General features: G+C 34.9%; 16 protein-coding genes. 3 read left to right on the top strand and 13 right to left on the bottom strand.

What is annotated here, in order from left to right; all coding sequences use genetic code 11:
- Positions 1-19 precede the first annotated feature (19 nt).
- From RWM24_RS03080 to murQ, 8 genes are all read right to left on the bottom strand, one after another.
- The gene (locus RWM24_RS03080; protein WP_314111442.1) at positions 20-811 is read right to left on the bottom strand and encodes a protein-ADP-ribose hydrolase; all 792 of its coding nucleotides are present in this window, start codon (positions 809-811) and stop codon (positions 20-22) included.
- Complete coding sequence (locus RWM24_RS03075) at positions 804-1,136, bottom strand: glycine cleavage system protein H (protein ID WP_314111440.1); 333 nt, start codon at positions 1,134-1,136, stop codon at positions 804-806. The genes RWM24_RS03080 and RWM24_RS03075 overlap by 8 nt, the downstream gene beginning before the upstream one ends.
- Positions 1,137-1,150: 14 nt before the next feature.
- On the bottom strand, positions 1,151-2,119 hold the full coding sequence (locus RWM24_RS03070) for an MsnO8 family LLM class oxidoreductase (protein WP_314111437.1): 969 nt from the start codon (positions 2,117-2,119) through the stop codon (positions 1,151-1,153).
- Positions 2,109-3,317 (bottom strand): NADH-dependent flavin oxidoreductase, encoded by a 1,209-nt coding sequence (locus tag RWM24_RS03065; protein ID WP_314111434.1) that lies wholly within the window; start codon positions 3,315-3,317, stop codon positions 2,109-2,111. The genes RWM24_RS03070 and RWM24_RS03065 overlap by 11 nt, the downstream gene beginning before the upstream one ends.
- A gap of 79 nt (positions 3,318-3,396) precedes the next feature.
- Complete coding sequence (locus RWM24_RS03060; protein ID WP_314111432.1) at positions 3,397-4,845, bottom strand: amidase; 1,449 nt, start codon at positions 4,843-4,845, stop codon at positions 3,397-3,399.
- A 384-nt stretch (positions 4,846-5,229) separates the two neighbouring features.
- Positions 5,230-6,285, bottom strand: a complete 1,056-nt coding sequence (locus RWM24_RS03055) for a MupG family TIM beta-alpha barrel fold protein (protein ID WP_314111429.1) — start codon at positions 6,283-6,285, stop codon at positions 5,230-5,232.
- Positions 6,251-7,675 carry a PTS transporter subunit EIIC gene (locus tag RWM24_RS03050; protein WP_314111426.1) on the bottom strand — a complete coding sequence of 475 codons (1,425 nt, stop codon included), beginning with the start codon at positions 7,673-7,675 and terminating at the stop codon, positions 6,251-6,253. Before RWM24_RS03050 ends, RWM24_RS03055 begins: the two co-directional genes overlap by 35 nt.
- A gap of 12 nt (positions 7,676-7,687) precedes the next feature.
- Positions 7,688-8,584: an N-acetylmuramic acid 6-phosphate etherase gene (gene murQ / locus RWM24_RS03045; RefSeq protein WP_314111424.1), complete on the bottom strand. Its 897-nt coding sequence runs from the start codon at positions 8,582-8,584 to the stop codon at positions 7,688-7,690.
- A gap of 140 nt (positions 8,585-8,724) precedes the next feature.
- On the opposite strand from murQ, the gene RWM24_RS03040 reads away from it, so the two are divergent.
- Complete coding sequence (locus RWM24_RS03040; RefSeq protein WP_314111421.1) at positions 8,725-9,534, top strand: MurR/RpiR family transcriptional regulator; 810 nt, start codon at positions 8,725-8,727, stop codon at positions 9,532-9,534.
- Between the two features lie 151 nt (positions 9,535-9,685).
- Here the strand turns inward: RWM24_RS03040 and RWM24_RS03035 are convergent, their stop codons facing one another.
- The 3 genes from RWM24_RS03035 to rplK all read right to left on the bottom strand — a co-directional run bounded on the left by RWM24_RS03035 (position 9,686) and on the right by rplK (position 12,891).
- Positions 9,686-11,530, bottom strand: a complete 1,845-nt coding sequence (locus RWM24_RS03035) for an APC family permease (RefSeq protein ID WP_314111418.1) — start codon at positions 11,528-11,530, stop codon at positions 9,686-9,688.
- A 145-nt stretch (positions 11,531-11,675) separates the two neighbouring features.
- The gene (gene rplA, locus RWM24_RS03030; protein WP_314111415.1) at positions 11,676-12,365 is read right to left on the bottom strand and encodes a 50S ribosomal protein L1; all 690 of its coding nucleotides are present in this window, start codon (positions 12,363-12,365) and stop codon (positions 11,676-11,678) included.
- A 100-nt stretch (positions 12,366-12,465) separates the two neighbouring features.
- Positions 12,466-12,891, bottom strand: a complete 426-nt coding sequence (gene rplK, locus RWM24_RS03025) for a 50S ribosomal protein L11 (protein ID WP_005607816.1) — start codon at positions 12,889-12,891, stop codon at positions 12,466-12,468.
- A 247-nt stretch (positions 12,892-13,138) separates the two neighbouring features.
- On the opposite strand from rplK, the gene RWM24_RS03020 reads away from it, so the two are divergent.
- Positions 13,139-14,173: an IS30 family transposase gene (locus RWM24_RS03020; protein ID WP_314111412.1), complete on the top strand. Its 1,035-nt coding sequence runs from the start codon at positions 13,139-13,141 to the stop codon at positions 14,171-14,173.
- A gap of 200 nt (positions 14,174-14,373) precedes the next feature.
- On the opposite strand, the gene RWM24_RS03015 is transcribed toward RWM24_RS03020, so the two are convergent.
- Complete coding sequence (locus RWM24_RS03015) at positions 14,374-15,318, bottom strand: aromatic acid exporter family protein (RefSeq protein WP_314111409.1); 945 nt, start codon at positions 15,316-15,318, stop codon at positions 14,374-14,376.
- Positions 15,319-15,810, bottom strand: coding sequence for a methylated-DNA--[protein]-cysteine S-methyltransferase (locus RWM24_RS03010; RefSeq protein ID WP_314111407.1), 492 nt, complete (start codon positions 15,808-15,810; stop codon positions 15,319-15,321).
- A 100-nt stretch (positions 15,811-15,910) separates the two neighbouring features.
- On the opposite strand from RWM24_RS03010, the gene RWM24_RS03005 reads away from it, so the two are divergent.
- On the top strand, positions 15,911-16,912 hold the full coding sequence (locus RWM24_RS03005) for a nucleoid-associated protein (RefSeq protein WP_314111404.1): 1,002 nt from the start codon (positions 15,911-15,913) through the stop codon (positions 16,910-16,912).
- Positions 16,913-16,977: the final 65 nt, after the last annotated feature.

The following is a 16,977-nucleotide window of genomic DNA, read 5'->3' as shown; positions in this document are numbered from 1 at the left end:
GTTTCTCCTCCCTTCTATTTTATGATTGTAATAATTTCCCATAGGCCATTTGTTCTTCCTTTGTAAAAGTCGATAAAATAATCGTTTCTGGAAAAGCATGTTGCTTAGACCAGTCTTTTACAATCGAAACTGCAATTGAAGCAGCCTCTTCTACCGGAAACCCAAATTGACCCGTTGAAATCCCACAAAAAGCAAGACTTTCTAACTTCATTTCTTCTGCTTTCTTCAAGCAACTGATATAACATTTCTCTAATAATTGTTTTCGAATAGTCGTAACTGGTTTTCCAGGTGGAATAAAAGGACCCACTGTATGAAATACATACTCACACGGCAAATGAAAACTTAGTGTCACCTTCACAGATCCTACCGGTTCTTTTTTTCCTTGAACAAGTTGGATTTGATGACAACATTCTCTTAACTTGACTCCTGCAAACGTATGAATTGCATTATCAATACAACGATGATTTGGAATAAAACATCCTAACAAATCACTATTCGCTGCATTTACAATTGCATCCACTTCTAAATGACATAAGTCCCCATGATATAATTTTACTCTCTCTTCATTGGTATCTTGGCAACTTTCCAATCCAACAATTGTCCCCGTATGGTATTGCTTTAAATAAGCCTCTTCCAATTCTAAATAACGGATATCCGCTGGACTAGCAGGTCGAATATTGACCAACCCACGCCAAATTTCTTCTAATTCTTTTTCTGATTTCCCAAAGAAATCTGGAATAACTTCGCCTTTTTCCTCCATCAAAAAATCAATCATTTGCTGTAATCGATTAACTTGTGTGTCTTTATTCATCTTCTAATGCCATAAATTGCGATTCATCAACATCTGTTAATACGACTAACCAATGTTCTTCTGGTTTTTCAGAGTTTAATAATGTTGGTTCATCTACTGCAGCTTTATTATATGCCACTACTTTTCCTCCAATTGGAGTCACAATAGACATCACTGTTTTTGAAGCTTCAATACTAACAATTTCTTCTTCAGCTTCTAACACTTCATCTTGGCTAAATTGAACAAAACCAATTGTACCCACATCATCTTGCAATTCTGGTGTCATACGAATCGTATAACGGTCTCCTTCTTTATCAATCCATAAAAAATTTGCAAATTTTCTCATTTTATTCGTCCTTTCTACTGATACATTTGTGCGAATAATTCTAACGCACGTTTCCGATTTTCAAATCCTCCAACTAGTGGAATCATTAATAATTCATCCAGATTACAAACTTGGCATAATGCATCCAATTGCGCTTTTACCGCCCGTGAATCTCCAACAATTAGCCGTTGACGATTGTCTTCGATTGTTTTTCTTTCTGCTGGAGTTACTTCTCTTGTTTCAACATCCTTTTTAGTTGGGAATGTTTCAAATTCACTAAAATCTTGTTTTCCTAACATCCATAAATCTAATGCTTGAGCCATCTCTTCCGCTTTTTCTTCAGTATCTGCAACGACTACAAAAACCGCTAAAATAAAGCGAGGAGACGCCCCATTGACCGATTGAAACTCTTTACGATAAGACGTCGATAATTCTTTTGCCAGCTCAAGAGGCTCTTGTGGAATATATGGGAAAATTCCATAAACAAATCCTAATCCATTCTTCGCAGCAATATGAATAGATTCTCCACCCATTCCTAATAAAAATTGTTCTGGGACCCTCTTTGTATAAGGAACCGCAGCATTAGATTGGATTATTTCTTGTAAACTCTCTACCCATTTACCAAACTGAGGTTTCGTATAATGACTTTTCAAAGCCGTTGAAACAGATTTTGTTCCAATTGAATTTCCTAGTCCAATATCGATTCTTCCTGGAAATAACACTTCTAATGAACTCATCACTTCTGCTACCTTATAAGGAGCGTAATGCAAGCCCATAATGCCACCTGAACCAATATGAATGTTCTTTGTTTGAGAAGCAATCGCTGAAATCACTACTTCAGGTGCACTAATCGATAGAGCATTTACTTCATGGTGTTCTGCTACCCAAAAACGTTCATAGCCTAATTCTTCTGCAATTTTAGCTAGTTGAATCGTCTCTTGAATGGCTTCTTCATTTGTCTTTCCAAAATCAACTACTCCATAATCCAGTACACTAATTTTCATCGATAGCTCTCTCCTTATAGTTTACTTCTAAACTTCTAAAGAAATCTCTAGCATCTTTATGAAGCGACTCTCCAAAATCCATTAATGGCACAATATCTTTAAACGCCGCTTGTGGAATGGCTAATTCTTCTAAATTCTCCGGTTTAATCGATAATTGAATTTCTTCTGATTTACCTTCTTTAATTTTTTTAGCAAATTCAGGATCTGTAATAAATGGAGTTGATAAGCCAACAAGGTCGGCATATTCTAACGCTTCTAATGCTTTTTCTTGACTATTAATACCACCTGAAGCAATCACCGCTACTTTTCCTTTTAACGCTTTATAAATCACAGCATTCACTAGTTCGCCTTGATGAGGACCTTTTGCACGAATTTTATTTCGAAATACATCATGCCCCCAACTCGCAATCGCTAAATAATCAATCGAAGCAATGGTTAGAGCCTGATGGAAAAATTCTAAAAACTCATCGATACTATAGCCAATTTGATTCCCTCTAGTTTCTTCAGGAGTTGCTCTAAAACCTAATATAAACTGTTTCCCAGCATATTGCTCAATGGTTTCTTGAACAACTTTCAACACTTCAATCCCAATACGGGAACGATTCTCTAAAGATTGTGAACCATATTCATCTGTTCGTTCATTTGAAAAAGTAGAGAAAAATGTTTGAATTAACAATCGTTGAGCAGAAGAAATTTCTACTCCATCAAATCCTGCTTCAATCGCAATTTTAGTGGCACGACGATAATCTTCAATCACTTGATGAATCTCTTCAATCGTCATCTCATGCACTTCATGTGGAAATGGCGATTGTAATTTCATCGCACTAGGCCCCACAACTATTTTATCTCGATTTAGTGCATGACTAGCAAAACGTCCTGCATGGGTTAATTGTAAAATAGCCGTTGCTCCTTGAGATTTCATTTCCTGAGCTAATTTCTTTAATCCTGGAGCAGCTGCCTCATCCATTGCACTAAATCCAAATTCAAATAGTTGCCCTTGTTTATTGACGTACGCTGCCCCTGTAATTTGTAAAGCTGCAGAAGCTGCACGTCTCTTTGCATACAATAAATCATCTTGTGTAATATACCCTTCTTCTGTTGAAGAATTTGTCACCATTGGAGATAATACGAAGCGATTGTCTAATACAATATTCTCCTTCAAAGTAAAAGGTTCAAACAATGCGTCTATTGTTTTCATTTTTAAACACCTACCTTAACCATACATACTTCTATTGTATCACTTTTCTGGCTATATGCTGGAAATTTTTTAAAAATTATTAAAACTTCCATAACTCGTCTTCTTCCCACTGCTCAGCAATTGCTAGCAATAGATCTTCCCTGCCTTTTGCCGCTACTAATTGCACTCCAATTGGCATACCTTCCCGTGAATGACCAACCGGAAGACTAATCGCTGGTTGACCTGTAATATTCATACGCTGTGTAAACGGAGTATCTTCCACACTCGACTCAAACATCTTCCACACAACTTCTTGACGTTCTTCGTGTGATAATTCATGAATATGCCCCATCTTCTTGATTAAGGCAGTATCTAAAGAATACGCATCTTGTTTCGGTGCCTTATTCGCAACTGTCGGTAACAACAACACATCATACGTATCATGAAGTTGCATCATTGCTTCCGCATAACGATCCCAATCACCCGCAACTCGTGCATAATCCGCACCCGTCACCATTAAGCCACTTTGATACATGACCCATGTCATTAATTCCATATCGAAACGAGTCATTTGACGTTGCAATTGTTTCTCCATTTTTTGAAACATCACAACAGTCTCTGCACCACTAATGAGATAAAATCCTTTCTGAAGTTCAACTCCATTAATCGGGTCTTCTGTTATTTCACTCACTTCATGTCCATCTAATTCAAATTTCTTTGCTATTTGACGAACAACTTGTTCCACTTCACTAGAAACTTTTCCACCAATCGGGTGCTTTAATAACATCCCCACTTTCAACGGATGATTAAATTTAGTGGAAAATAAATGTTCTTTTTGTAATAAAGGCAATGGAAATGGACTTTCTAATTGACACGTTTGCAAATGCCACAACAAATTCCGAGTATCTCTCACCGTTTTTGTTAAAGCAAATTGAACGGTAGCTCCATTCCAACCACGATAAGAACCAGGTCCCACCGGAACACGACCACGAGTCGGCTTCAACCCAATCAATCCATTATGACTAGCAGGCACACGAATCGAACCTCCTCCATCACTTGCAGCAGCTAAAGGCGAGACCCCTGCAGAAACAATTACAGCAGCACCTCCACTAGAACCACCTGCATTAATGCTTTCATCTAAAAAATGACGAACAGGGCCATGCAACTGAGCATCACTCACCATTTTATAACCAAACTCAGGCGTATTTGTTCTTCCTAATATAATAAAACCTAATTCTTCTAGACGTTTTACAAAATGACTTGTCTCCTGACAAATATAATCTTTAAACAAACGAGAACCATAAGTACAAGGTGTTCCTTTCTTCTCTTGCCCTAAGTCTTTTAAAAACAAAGGAATTCCTGCAAAAGGTTGATTACCCACTTGAAACTGCTTCGCTTCTTCTATCGCTTCTTCATAACGTTTTGAAACAATCGCATTTAATTTCGGATTCAATCGTTCCGCTTTTTCAATCGTTTCTAGCACTAATTCCAACGGACTCACTTGCTTATCCCGAACCGCTTGCGCCATACCCGTCGCATCTCGAAACATCTCCACACCTTCTTTCACACTATTTCGCATTGTCATTATATACATGTACGTTCTTTATTGGCAATGAGAATGCATGGGGGAAAGTTCCCATAGTAGCACAAGACTCGCCTAGCGAGGCTGCTGCCGTCTTCAGCTACTATTTCAAGAAGTCCCATTTTTAAACGTTCTCCCCCTCAAATCCAAAAAATAGAAAGGACTTTTCACGTAGAATGAGCGCTAGAATCTGTCACAACAGATTCTAGCACAGGAAACTTTGAGACCTTAGGCTCAAAGTTTAGCTATGAGACTCTCTTGCGAGGCTGCTAGCGTCCTAATGCTACAATTTGAAAAGTCCTTTCTATAAAAAAATCAGCTTAAACTATTACTAGTCTAAACTGATTCATTTCAAACTTTTGATAATACAATTCCATAGCCCTCTGGCAATTTCGACAGTAAGAAAGTATCTTTTTCTAAAATATATCCCACTACATTTTGTCGTTCATCTAGGGGTAAAACTTGTTTTGTTATTTCCACTTCTCCTTGATATCGTCCATAACCCTCATTTGCTTGATTAATTTCTCCAACACGTCTATTGCTTACAGAAACTTCGCCTGCTAATAATTCCATCCCTCTTGTCCCAAGTACTCGAAAAACATAATCACTAGCATCCGGTCTATCATAAAGAAGCTTTCCTTCTAACGCCTCAGGAACAACTGCCTCTAATATCACAAATCCTTTTTGAAAATCCGATAAGATTTTTTGTGTTTCTTCATTTACATAAGGATCTCCAACTATAATCATATCCGTATTAGCATTCATTAATTCGCAAATTGCTAAACGCTTATCACATTTTCGATGTTCTTCTACAGTAGGTAGCCCTTGATGAATTGGTCCTCTATACGGTTCATCTCCAGGAATAAATGCTAAAATTTCAGCTCCTAAACTTTTCAGATACGCATTCATCTTCTCTAGCTTTTTAATAGAAATTCCTGTATATTCTTTTGGATAATAATTATGACATGCAATTATTTGAGTGTTTAGTCCTAATTTTTGTAAAACAATTATTTCTTCTTTTTTGAAAGTTGAAGCATTAACCACTAATTGAAAAGCCTGACCGCACCTCTCAACAAGAGATTCATCTCCAAATTCATCCAAGCGAAGGTATTTTAATCCCGATTTTTTTAACGCTAAAATATTTTCTTTTGTTAAATCTTTATGAGCAATATCCGGAATGACATTTACCCCATAAGATACTGTTAACTCTATAAATTCCATCATTTGTTCAATTTGCATAGGAAATTCTTGTAATTGAAAAGAAGTAAAAGCTACGCACTGACACGCAGCTTTCATCTCCTCTAAAATATCTATTAAAACTTCTCTATCTAAATTAGGATAAATCGAACGTCCAAATGAAATTTTATTTCGATTATTTTCCATACACTTCATTAATTCTTTCTTCATCTACTCCAAATAACCAAGTGATGATGAATCCTCCTACATAAGCTCCTACCATTGCAATTAAGAATTGAACTTGTGTTCCAGGAACCATAATTAATGCTCCAAATAATCCAGATACTCCTTGAGATACTGTTCCTAAATGGAATAATACAGCTAAAACTCCGCCTAAACCAGAACCTAAACAAGCTGTGATAAATGGTTTTCCTAAAGGAAGAGTTACAGCATACATCATTGGTTCGCCAATTCCTAAGACACCTACAGGTAATGAATCTCTTGTTAATTGTTTTAATTTTTTATTATTTGTCTTCAAATATAATGCTAAACCTGCTCCGACTTGACCGCCACCAGCCATCATTAAGATTGGTAATAAGTAGTTAATTCCGGCACTTGGTCCATTTGGATCATTTAATAGTACATGAATTGGTGTTAACGCTTGGTGTAATCCAACAGATACAATTGGTAAGAATCCTGCCGCTAAAATATATCCACCTACAACGCCTAATTGTTCATAAACAAAATTTAATACTGTATAAATTCCTTGTGTTAAAGCTGCACCAGCAGGTTGAATCAATAAGATTGAAATAAATGCTCCAATAATTAAAGTACATAATGGTGTTAAAAAAGTTCTTAACATTTGAGGCATTTTCTTATCAATACATCTTTCTAAATAAGCTACTACAATCCCCATCATTAAAGCTGCTAACAAACCTCCAGCACCTGGGTTAAATGGTTTCCCAGTAAATGGCAATACAACATTTTGTGTGTCAGTTTTTAATAACAATGGCATTGTAGAAATACCTAATGACATGGAGCCTGCAATCGCCCCTAAAATAGGAGTTCCTTTAAATTCTTTTGCAGCATTGTACCCAACATATAAAGGTAAGAAACCAAATAGTCCCCAACCCATTGTACGAATTGCTTGATACCACCATTCAAAGTTATAAGCATTTCCAGTTGTTACATTAATGACATTTGAAATCCCGTTAATTAAACCTGCTGCAATAATCCCTGGTAATAGCGGAACAAAAATATTAGCAATATGTTCTAAAAATCTTTGTACTGGACCGTTGTGAGCTTCTTTATTTTCTTTTTTATTCTTTTTCGCTAAATCTTCAGCATTTACTTCATCCACACTTCCTAAAGCAATACCTGTCAACTCAGCAAATTCTCTTCCCACTTCTGTAACCTTACCAGGTCCTAAAACAATTTGTACACCTTCATTTCTTTCTACTACACCTAAAACTCCTTCGATATTTCTCAATGAGGCTACATCAATTTTTGATGTATCTGACACCATTAAACGAAGGCGTGTCATACAAGTAAAATTGCTATAAACATTTTCCTTATTCCCCACACTACTTAAAATTGCTTCTGCTGTTTTTCTCGGTTCCATAATATAACCCCCTTATTTTTTCATCGCTTTTACAATATTCATATGATTTTCTTTTAATAAGTCTATGGATTCTTCAATCGTAATACCGTGTAATTGCGATAATATCGCCACTTTCAAATCATAATCAGTTGATTCTAATTTCAGAACAGCTTCTTCTTTTTCAATTCCTGTTACTTTTTCCAAAATCGTAGCTGCTCGTTGTTTTAATTTCTGATTTGTTGGCTGAACATCAACCATATACCCTTTAAAAATTTTACCAATACGAATCATTGCTGTTGTTGTAATCATATTTAGTATCATTTTTTGAGCAGTACCTGCCTTCATTCTCGTTGATCCTGTCACAACTTCTGGACCAGTAGTAGCTTCAATCCCTACTGTAGCAACTTCGCTAATTTTCGATTGAGGAGAATTAGAAATTGCTCCCGTAAAACAACCTTTTTGACTGGCATAAATTAATCCAGAAACAACATAAGGCGTTCTACCACTTGCACTAATTCCAATTACAACATCTTCTGCTGAAAGATGAATTGCTTCTAATTGCTTTTGAGCTAAAGTTTCATCATCTTCTGCTCCTTCAATAGCATTTCTCAACGCTGTATCTCCACCAGCAATTAACCCAACAACCATTTCTGGAGAAACTCCAAACGTTGGTGGGCACTCACTTGCATCTAATACTCCTAATCTTCCTGAAGTACCCGCTCCGATATAGATGAGTCGCCCACCTCTCTCGAAGCTTTCAATAACTGCGTTTGTTACTTGCTCGATAGAAGGAATACATTTTTCGATAGCGTTTGTAATCATCTGATTTTCATCATTCATATATATTAAAATATCTTTTACAGATTGTGTTTCTATATTATTGCTTCTTACATTTGATTGTTCCGTCATTAATTTTGAAATATTTTCCATAATTTCACCTCCATCCCTATTTCTTTCTCAGATGACTTGTAATCGCTTTATCTGATTTCATTATACACTTTTGTAATTTTTATTTCAATATAGTATAATAAATTTAGAAATAAAATTTCCAAAAAGAGAGGTCAAACACGATGAAAGACTTTTTAACAGAAACCGATAAAAAAATCGCTAGCTATATCGAACAAAATATTTCTACTGTTCTATCTTCGAGTATTCACGACTTAGCAAACCTTATTGGCGTTTCTTCTTCATCAATTAGTAAATATATTAAAAAAGTTGGATACACATCCTATTCCCGCTTCAAAGTAGTTCTTGCCCAACAAAATTCACAACCTATAGATGCACAATTGGATAGTCACGATACCATTAAAACGATTCAGTCCAAATTATTTCATACAATTACACGTTCTTATGAAATGACTTTAGAGCTCCTCAACGATGAATTACTAGAAAAGATTGTTCAGCAAATCCATTCTGCGAGAAGAATTTATATGTTCGGTGTCGGAGCTTCAGGTATGGTTTGTAATGACTTATATTTCAAATTAAGTAGAATTGGAAAAAATATTATTTATCATACAGATTCTCATATTCAACTTGCAAGTCTAAGTGGTGCAACAAATCAAGATTTCATTATTGGTATTAGTTATTCTTCCAACACAAAGGAAGTTATTACCGCTTTTAAAATCGCAAAGGAATTATCAATTCCAACTTTATCCATTACAGGAATTGGCAATCAGCAATTAGACGCTTTAAGCACTTATCAACTTAAAATTCCAAGACATGAAAATACTATTCGTTCATCTGCCATCACAAGCCGAAACGATTCATTTTTCTTAATTGATATTTTATATCTTGCTTTACTCCAAAAAGAAGAAGATCGTCATTTCCAAAACCTAGAAAAAAGTTACCGCATGACACATTCCTTACGAGAAGATTTATAGTATTGGATCATAAAATGTTAATATGATTTTTAAAATAACAGTACTTTTAACACAAAAACGTTAGGATGTAATAAATTTAATCTATCACATCCTAACGTCTTAAAACTTATCATCAAAAGATTTCACTCACATTAACATAATCACATCATTATTATTCCACTAAATGGAATGAATAACTTGAAATAACAATATCTTCATGCATACGAAGTGCATATCTTAATTTCAAGCTCATTTGATTATGTAATACATTTTGCCAATTTTTTCTTGGGATAAATTGAGGAACAATAACTGTTACTGATTTTCCACTTTCCTTCGCTTCTCTTGCAATCTTCTCCACAAATTCAATTGTTGGTGGAATGACATCACGATAGTTTGTCATTACATTTTCAAAACGAATTTCTGGGAAATACTGTTTAAATTCACGAGCAACTTCCTCATCCTTTTCTTTCGTTTCTTCAGTAGATACATGCATCGCTATAATATCATTACCAAGACTATGTGCATAACTAATGGCTCCCACACTTACTTGTGTAACATTCCCCACTAGCACTACAACTACATTCCCACTATACGTCTTCTTAACAATATCTGTTGAAATGCGTAATTGTGCAGCCACTTTATCATAGTGATTTTTTATTCTTAAGAACATCCACATCAAAATAGCAATAATTGGGAAGAATGGCCATATTTCACTAATTCTAAACAGCAATAGGATTCCAACAATTCCATAACAAATAATTGCACCTAAAATATTTGCAATTGAGTGTCGTAAAAAGTTCTTTCCATATAATTTTCTCCAATAAATGACCATTCCAGTTTGCGATAAAGCAAAAGGAATAAATACACCAATCGTATATAGTGGAATTAAACTTTCTGTATTAGCGTCAAAAATTAATAATAATACAACTGCACCTGTTGCAAGAGTAATAATTCCATTCGAATAACCTAAACGATCCCCTTTTTCCATATACATATGAGGCATATATTTTTTCTTAGCCATATTAAACGTTAACATTGGAAATGCAGAAAAACCTGTATTTGCTGCAACTGCTAAAATTAACGCTGTCGACAATTGGAAAATATAGAATAACCCTTGACCTAACGTAGAATCTCCTAAAATAGCATGCGCCATTTGAGCTAGAGTTGTAATTCCATTCTCTGGAACAAGACCCAACCAATAATTTAGAAAAGTAATGCCAGCAAACATAATCCCTAAAATAATAGTCATAATAACAAGAGTTGTTGCTGCATTTTTCGCTTTTGGTGATTTAAAAAATGGTACTGCATTGGAAATAGCCTCAACCCCCGTAAGCGAAGCAGATCCACTAGTAAAAGCACGTAATAACAAAATTACAGTTACACCAGAAATAGTTTGCCCTACATGAGCCGTAGCATTATAAACTAATTGCCCAGTTAAAATTTGAGTAAATCCATATCCTAACAAAAGAAGTGTACTCACAATAAAAAGATATACAGGAACCATCAAAGCAGTCGCAGACTCACGAAGTCCTCTTAAATTCATCATCATTAAAGCAAGTACTAACAAAATGGATATATGTAAATTATATGGTTGTAAACTTGGCACCGCTGAAGTAATCGCATCTGCACCTGAAGCTACAGATACAGCCACCGTTAACATATAATCAATTAGCAAACTACCACCAGCAATTAAACCTGCATTTGAAGACAAATTCTCAGATGTTACTAAGTAAGCACCACCACCTTGTGGATAGGCATGAATCACTTGACGATAAGATATTGTCAAACTTGCTAATAAAATTAAAACGACTACCCCAATTGGTAAAGACCACCAAATAGCTCCTGCCGAAGCCGTCATTAAAACAAGTACTACTTGCTCTGGACCATATGCAATAGAAGATAACGCATCACTAGAAAGCATTGCTAATGCTTGGGTTTTCCCAAGTAATCCTTCTTCACTTTCTGAATTCGATTGGAGAGGACTTCCAATAAACCATTTTTTTAATGTTGAAAACATAAATAACTCCTTAAACATACATAAGGTATTTGATACCTCGAAATAAACAATAGGGTTATTTTACTCTTAGAAAATATGATTGTCAAAAATAAAAAACTAAAGAAAAAAACCAAGCACGAGGCTTGGTTTTTTAATCATTTTTAAATTATAGAGAAGCTACGTCTACTTTAACCCCAGGGCCAAAAGTAGTAGTTACAGAAACGTTACGTACGTATTGACCTTTAGCTGTAGCAGGTTTGATACGTAATAATGTTTCGTGAATTGTTTTGAAGTTTTCTACTAATTTTTCGTTTTCGAATGAAACTTTACCGATTGGAACGTGGATGTTACCAGCTTTATCAATACGGTAAGTTACTTTACCAGCTTTGATTTCTTCAACAGCTTTAGTTACATCCATTGTAACAGTACCTGTTTTAGGGTTTGGCATTAAACCTTTAGGTCCTAATACACGACCTAAACGACCAACTTCACCCATCATGTCAGGTGTTGCTACGATAACGTCAAACTCAAACCATCCACCTTGAATTTTTTGAGCTAATTCGCTATCACCAACGTAGTCTGCGCCAGCTGCTTCAGCTTCTTTAGCTTTTTCACCTTTTGCGAATACTAATACACGTTGAGTTTTACCAGTTCCGTTTGGAAGAACTACTGCTCCACGTAATTGTTGGTCAGCTTTCTTTGGATCTAATCCTAAACGATATGCAACTTCTACAGATGCATCAAATTTAGCGAAGTCTGTTTCTTTTGCTAATGCGATTGCTTCTTGAACTGAGTAAGCTTTTGAAGAATCGATTTTTTTAGCGGCTTCTAAATATTTTTTGCTTTTCTTTGCCATTGTATAATTTCCTCCTATTGTGTGGTTTTAACGGTTCTACCTCCCACAAAGTCCATGAGTGAAACACTCGTGTTAGGGACTTTTGGAAGCTGCATGTTTGTTAGCCTTCTACTACAAATCCCATTGAACGGGCTGTACCTTCGACCATGCGCATTGCAGCTTCAACATCTGCTGCATTTAAGTCAGGTGCTTTTAATTCAGCAATTTCTCTAACTTGATCACGAGTTACAGTAGCAACTTTTTTCTTATTTGGTTCGCCTGAACCTTTTTCTACTTTAGCAGCTTTCTTTAATAATACTGCTGCTGGTGGTGTTTTACAGATGAAGTCGAATGAACGGTCTTCATATACTGAAATCACTACCGGAATGATTAAACCAGCTTGATCTGCTGTACGAGCGTTGAACTCTTTACAGAAGCCCATGATGTTAACTTGTGCTTGACCTAAAGCTGGACCTACTGGTGGAGCTGGTGTAGCTTTACCTGCAGGAATTTGTAATTTAACTAGTTTTACAACTTTTTTAGCCACGAGACATTACCTCCTTGATTGTTTCGCGCGTGGTTTAAATGGAGATGAAGATTTCTCCTCCCACGTTTTGTTCCAGTGCACACAAATGCACTTTGATATTCTAGCAAGAATTCTTGTGAAATGCAAGCTATTTTGCAACTTTTTCGATATATTTTTCCTCAGCTGAATTGTAAAATGAAGTGCAACAAAAAGACATAACTATCTGATATACTTAAGTCGACCAAAACAAAGCATAGGAGTGATAGTTATGTCTAAAGAAAATAGTACCACAAAATCATCTTACAATCATCTTTCAGCCATCGAAAGAGGAAAAATCGAAGCACTTCATAAACAAGGAAAATCTCAATCAGAAATCGCAAGATTAATGGGTAGAAATCGTTCTACGATTAGTCGTGAATTAAAACGTGGAACTGTTACACAAATGAAAATCAAAAACGAAAAGCTTATTTATTATAAGGAATATTTCGCTGAAACAGGTCAAGAAGATTATAAAAACAAACGAAAAAATTCCTATTACCTAAAGCTAAAAAAGACTTCTAAACGATTTTTAACAAATTTTACAAAAGAAATGAAGGAAGAAGTTCGTATCCATAGTGTTGAATCATTTGTAAAAAGATATGAGAAAGAATGTGAAGAAGAAGTGATTCTAAGTACTAAAACTCTTTATAACTATATTCATCAGGGGTTATTAGAAGTTAAACCAATCGATCTCCCACGTGCTACTAGAATGAAACAAAGAAGAAAAAAACGTCCATCAACTCATAAACGTTTAGCTGGTAAATCCATTGATGAACGTCCTAAAATTATTCAAGATCGAACAGAATTTGGTCATTGGGAAATTGATTTGATGATTGGAAAGAAGTTTATTAACGAAGCAGTTTTACTTACGATTGTTGAAAGAGTAAGTAGATTTGCAATTGCTAGAAAGTTACCGTTTAAGTCTGTAAATCTTGTAAATCATGAAATCAATAAAGTCGTTAAAGAATTTTCAAATTTGGACTTTAAAACCATTACAGCTGATAATGGTGCAGAATTTTCTAAATTAGGAGAATTAAAATGTGTAGAAGATGTATTTTATGCACATCCTTATTCTTCTCACGAAAGAGGCACAAATGAACATTTTAATGGATTGATGCGAGAGTTTTTACCAAAAGGACAATCGTTTAATTCGTTAACAGAAGAAGAGCTTCAACGATATGTAGCTGCTATTAATAATCGTCCAAGGAAACTATTGGGCTTCTTAAGTGCAAGTGAGCTGTTGGAACAATTACTAGCTGGATAATGGGATTAAATAGAAAGTTAATTGAAAGTTAATTGAAAGAAAAAACGCGCCAAAATTTGGCGCGAACCCCCTAGGGGGTTATTAGTATATTTGTTTGTTTTGAATCAAAATATATTGTAAATATGAAGTTAAATTAGGTATATAGGATAAGTTAGCATTTGTTGCACTTGACTTGACAATTCACGATATTTTTCCTCAAATTATTGATGATCTCTAAAATAACATACTTTAAGATCAATAAACCGTTGTAAATCTCTTAACAACTGAAATAATGTTGCACGGTATTCAAATTCAGCTCTCGTTTGTGGTAAGTCCAAGTTTCTAAATTCATCAATATAATCTTGAATTTCATTCATTAAGGATACACCAGTATTCATTAAATGCAATTGTTCTCCAGTTGAACGGAACATTTCAGCAAGCAACTCCGCTTCTCTAGCAGGGCAATGAAAATCATTTAAATTTTTCGCCATTACTTCTAGTAATTGCAATTGTTCCGCACGCATTTCAAAATAGCATAAATCTTTATTAAATTGACTAAATAATTGGTTTTCACTTTCGATATATAATAATTTTTGTGCTTCCGTTAAGGTTGCTTTTGCTTCCAAAATTAATTTAGCATCATTTGTACCATTTCCTTCTCTTAAAAACGAAGCCATTAAACATAAAATCTCACGAAGTTTTGCTTCGATTTCTTCTCGTTTCTTTTCAATTTCTTGTTGATAACTTGGCATATACCAGTTTACTAAAATCGCTACTCCAGCACCAATCAATAAAATTAATGCTTCATTAAGCAATAAATTAGGAGTAATTTCTTTACTTAACCAAACATGAATGGCTAATACTGAACTTGGCGCAATTCCTACTTCTACTTTAAATAAAAAAGCTAACGGAATAAAAATTAATAAATACACTCCAAATCCTGCTGTTGAATGACCGAGTAGCATAAATACACATACTGCTATTGTTAATGCTAGAGACATCGAAATAATTCTTTTCCAAGCAATTACAATCGAAGACTTTCTTGTATCTACTACACTCAATATCGCAATAATCGAAGCAACGGAAGCTGAAGATAATCCTAACGCTTGTGCCACTAACAACGCTCCAAATGCCGCTAACACCATTTTAATTCCTTTTAATACCATTTATTTTCCCCTTTCTATTCTTAACAACTCTTCTTTTCTATGAATTCCACCCGCATATCCAGTTAATGCACCATCTTTCCCAAGTACTCGATGGCATGGAATGAGAATACTGATTGGATTTTTCCCAACTGCCTGTCCAACTGCTTGAGCAGAGTAATTTGCTACTCCTTTTTCTTTTGCAATTCTCTGTGCAATTTCTCCATAAGTCATCGTTTCTCCATAGGGAATTTCTTGCAACATTTGCCAAACTCTTTGCTGAAAATTTGTACCTTTAGGATTCAGCGGAATCGTTATCGGAGTTTTCTCGCCAGAAAAATAACGTTCTAACCAATTTTCAACTTGTACAAAAATTGATAAATCATCTTTTATCTCGATATCACTGTGATTCTTAGCATCATTGACTTGCCCTACAAACCATAATCCTGTTAAAGATTCTCCATCACTTCTTAAACGAACTTCTCCTAGAGGAGTTTGCAATCTACTCTCAAACACTTCTCAACCTCCCACTCCTCAGAATAAAATTAGTATACTCCATTTACTTACAAAAAAAGAAATGGTATGTTTGTATCAATAATATTTTTAAGGAGTTCTTATGATTTTACACCAAGCTTATTTACACATTTTCGATAAAAATAGCGGAAACTTACTGTTATCCCAAAAAGAATTACCTTTATCGAATCCCTATATTACAGAATATTTTACAAAAATAATTGAAAAAACATTAAAAAGCGACCCTCGTCATGGCATCCTACCTCCAGAAGAACCACTTCTAGGATTCTTAGCAGACGACAGCATTCCTTTTATTGAAAAAACACAACAACTGGCTCATAAATTATATGAAATTATCGCCCCAGCAGAAGATATTCCCGCTGCTGATTATGTCTTTGCAACAGGTATTAATGATCAAGGCGGAAATTTCTTTGCAATTTTACGTTTAGACTATAGTTCTAAATATACTCACTTTTTAGATTATGAAGACGACCAAGTATTAAATACAGTGTTGCAAAACCATGCGATTTTACCAAATCCTTCTCAAAAATTATCAGAAGCATTCATTGTAGATACAAGCAATAGACAGTATCAATTAATCGAACGAAAATATATTGTAGAGGGTAAAAAAATCCCGTATTTCTCTGAGCAATTTTTAGAAATTACACCTCCTACAAGTACACAGGAACAAATCAAAGAAATTAAAAAGACAGTCACTCATGTTGCTAAAAAATATGATGAAGAAAATTATCTAGCTCTTGCAACGACACAACAAGCCATCTTAACACAATTAGAAGAAAGTGATGAGATTGATGCAGGAATTATTTTCGATACAGTCTTCAAAGATAAACCACTCGCAAAAGAAGCGGCTTATCAAGCTATTACGACTGAAAAAATTCTAGAAAAAATTCCTGTTACAAATGTACCAAAATACGAGAAAAAATACAGCAAACAAAAATTCAAACTCGATAATGGAATTGAAATTACCATTCCAAGTGACATTTACGAAAATAAAGAAATGGTGGAATTTATCAACAATCCAGATGGATCCATTTCCGTATTAATTAAAAATATCGACTCGATTATGAATCGATTCAATGCATAAAAAAGGCGAAATGAAGTGTTGCTTCATTTCGCTTTTTTCTTAGTTAAGGGTTTTTTTCATAAATC

The sequence above is a fragment of the uncultured Granulicatella sp. genome (genome assembly GCF_963516875.1).
Classification (GTDB): domain Bacteria; phylum Bacillota; class Bacilli; order Lactobacillales; family Aerococcaceae; genus Granulicatella.
The sequence above is the reverse complement of the archived record's forward strand: the minus strand, read 5'-3'. Positions and strand labels throughout refer to the sequence as shown.

Coding starts and splice junctions, on each gene's coding strand:
- RWM24_RS03080 (WP_314111442.1), bottom strand. CDS start 811: ATGAATAAAGACACACAAGTTAATCGATTACAGCAAATGATTGATTTT.
- RWM24_RS03075 (WP_314111440.1), bottom strand. CDS start 1,136: ATGAGAAAATTTGCAAATTTTTTATGGATTGATAAAGAAGGAGACCGT.
- RWM24_RS03070 (WP_314111437.1), bottom strand. CDS start 2,119: ATGAAAATTAGTGTACTGGATTATGGAGTAGTTGATTTTGGAAAGACA.
- RWM24_RS03065 (WP_314111434.1), bottom strand. CDS start 3,317: ATGAAAACAATAGACGCATTGTTTGAACCTTTTACTTTGAAGGAGAAT.
- RWM24_RS03060 (WP_314111432.1), bottom strand. CDS start 4,845: ATGTTTCGAGATGCGACGGGTATGGCGCAAGCGGTTCGGGATAAGCAA.
- RWM24_RS03055 (WP_314111429.1), bottom strand. CDS start 6,285: ATGAAGAAAGAATTAATGAAGTGTATGGAAAATAATCGAAATAAAATT.
- RWM24_RS03050 (WP_314111426.1), bottom strand. CDS start 7,675: ATGGAACCGAGAAAAACAGCAGAAGCAATTTTAAGTAGTGTGGGGAAT.
- murQ (WP_314111424.1), bottom strand. CDS start 8,584: ATGGAAAATATTTCAAAATTAATGACGGAACAATCAAATGTAAGAAGC.
- RWM24_RS03040 (WP_314111421.1), top strand. CDS start 8,725: ATGAAAGACTTTTTAACAGAAACCGATAAAAAAATCGCTAGCTATATC.
- RWM24_RS03035 (WP_314111418.1), bottom strand. CDS start 11,530: ATGTTTTCAACATTAAAAAAATGGTTTATTGGAAGTCCTCTCCAATCG.
- rplA (WP_314111415.1), bottom strand. CDS start 12,365: ATGGCAAAGAAAAGCAAAAAATATTTAGAAGCCGCTAAAAAAATCGAT.
- RWM24_RS03020 (WP_314111412.1), top strand. CDS start 13,139: ATGTCTAAAGAAAATAGTACCACAAAATCATCTTACAATCATCTTTCA.
- RWM24_RS03015 (WP_314111409.1), bottom strand. CDS start 15,318: ATGGTATTAAAAGGAATTAAAATGGTGTTAGCGGCATTTGGAGCGTTG.
- RWM24_RS03005 (WP_314111404.1), top strand. CDS start 15,911: ATGATTTTACACCAAGCTTATTTACACATTTTCGATAAAAATAGCGGA.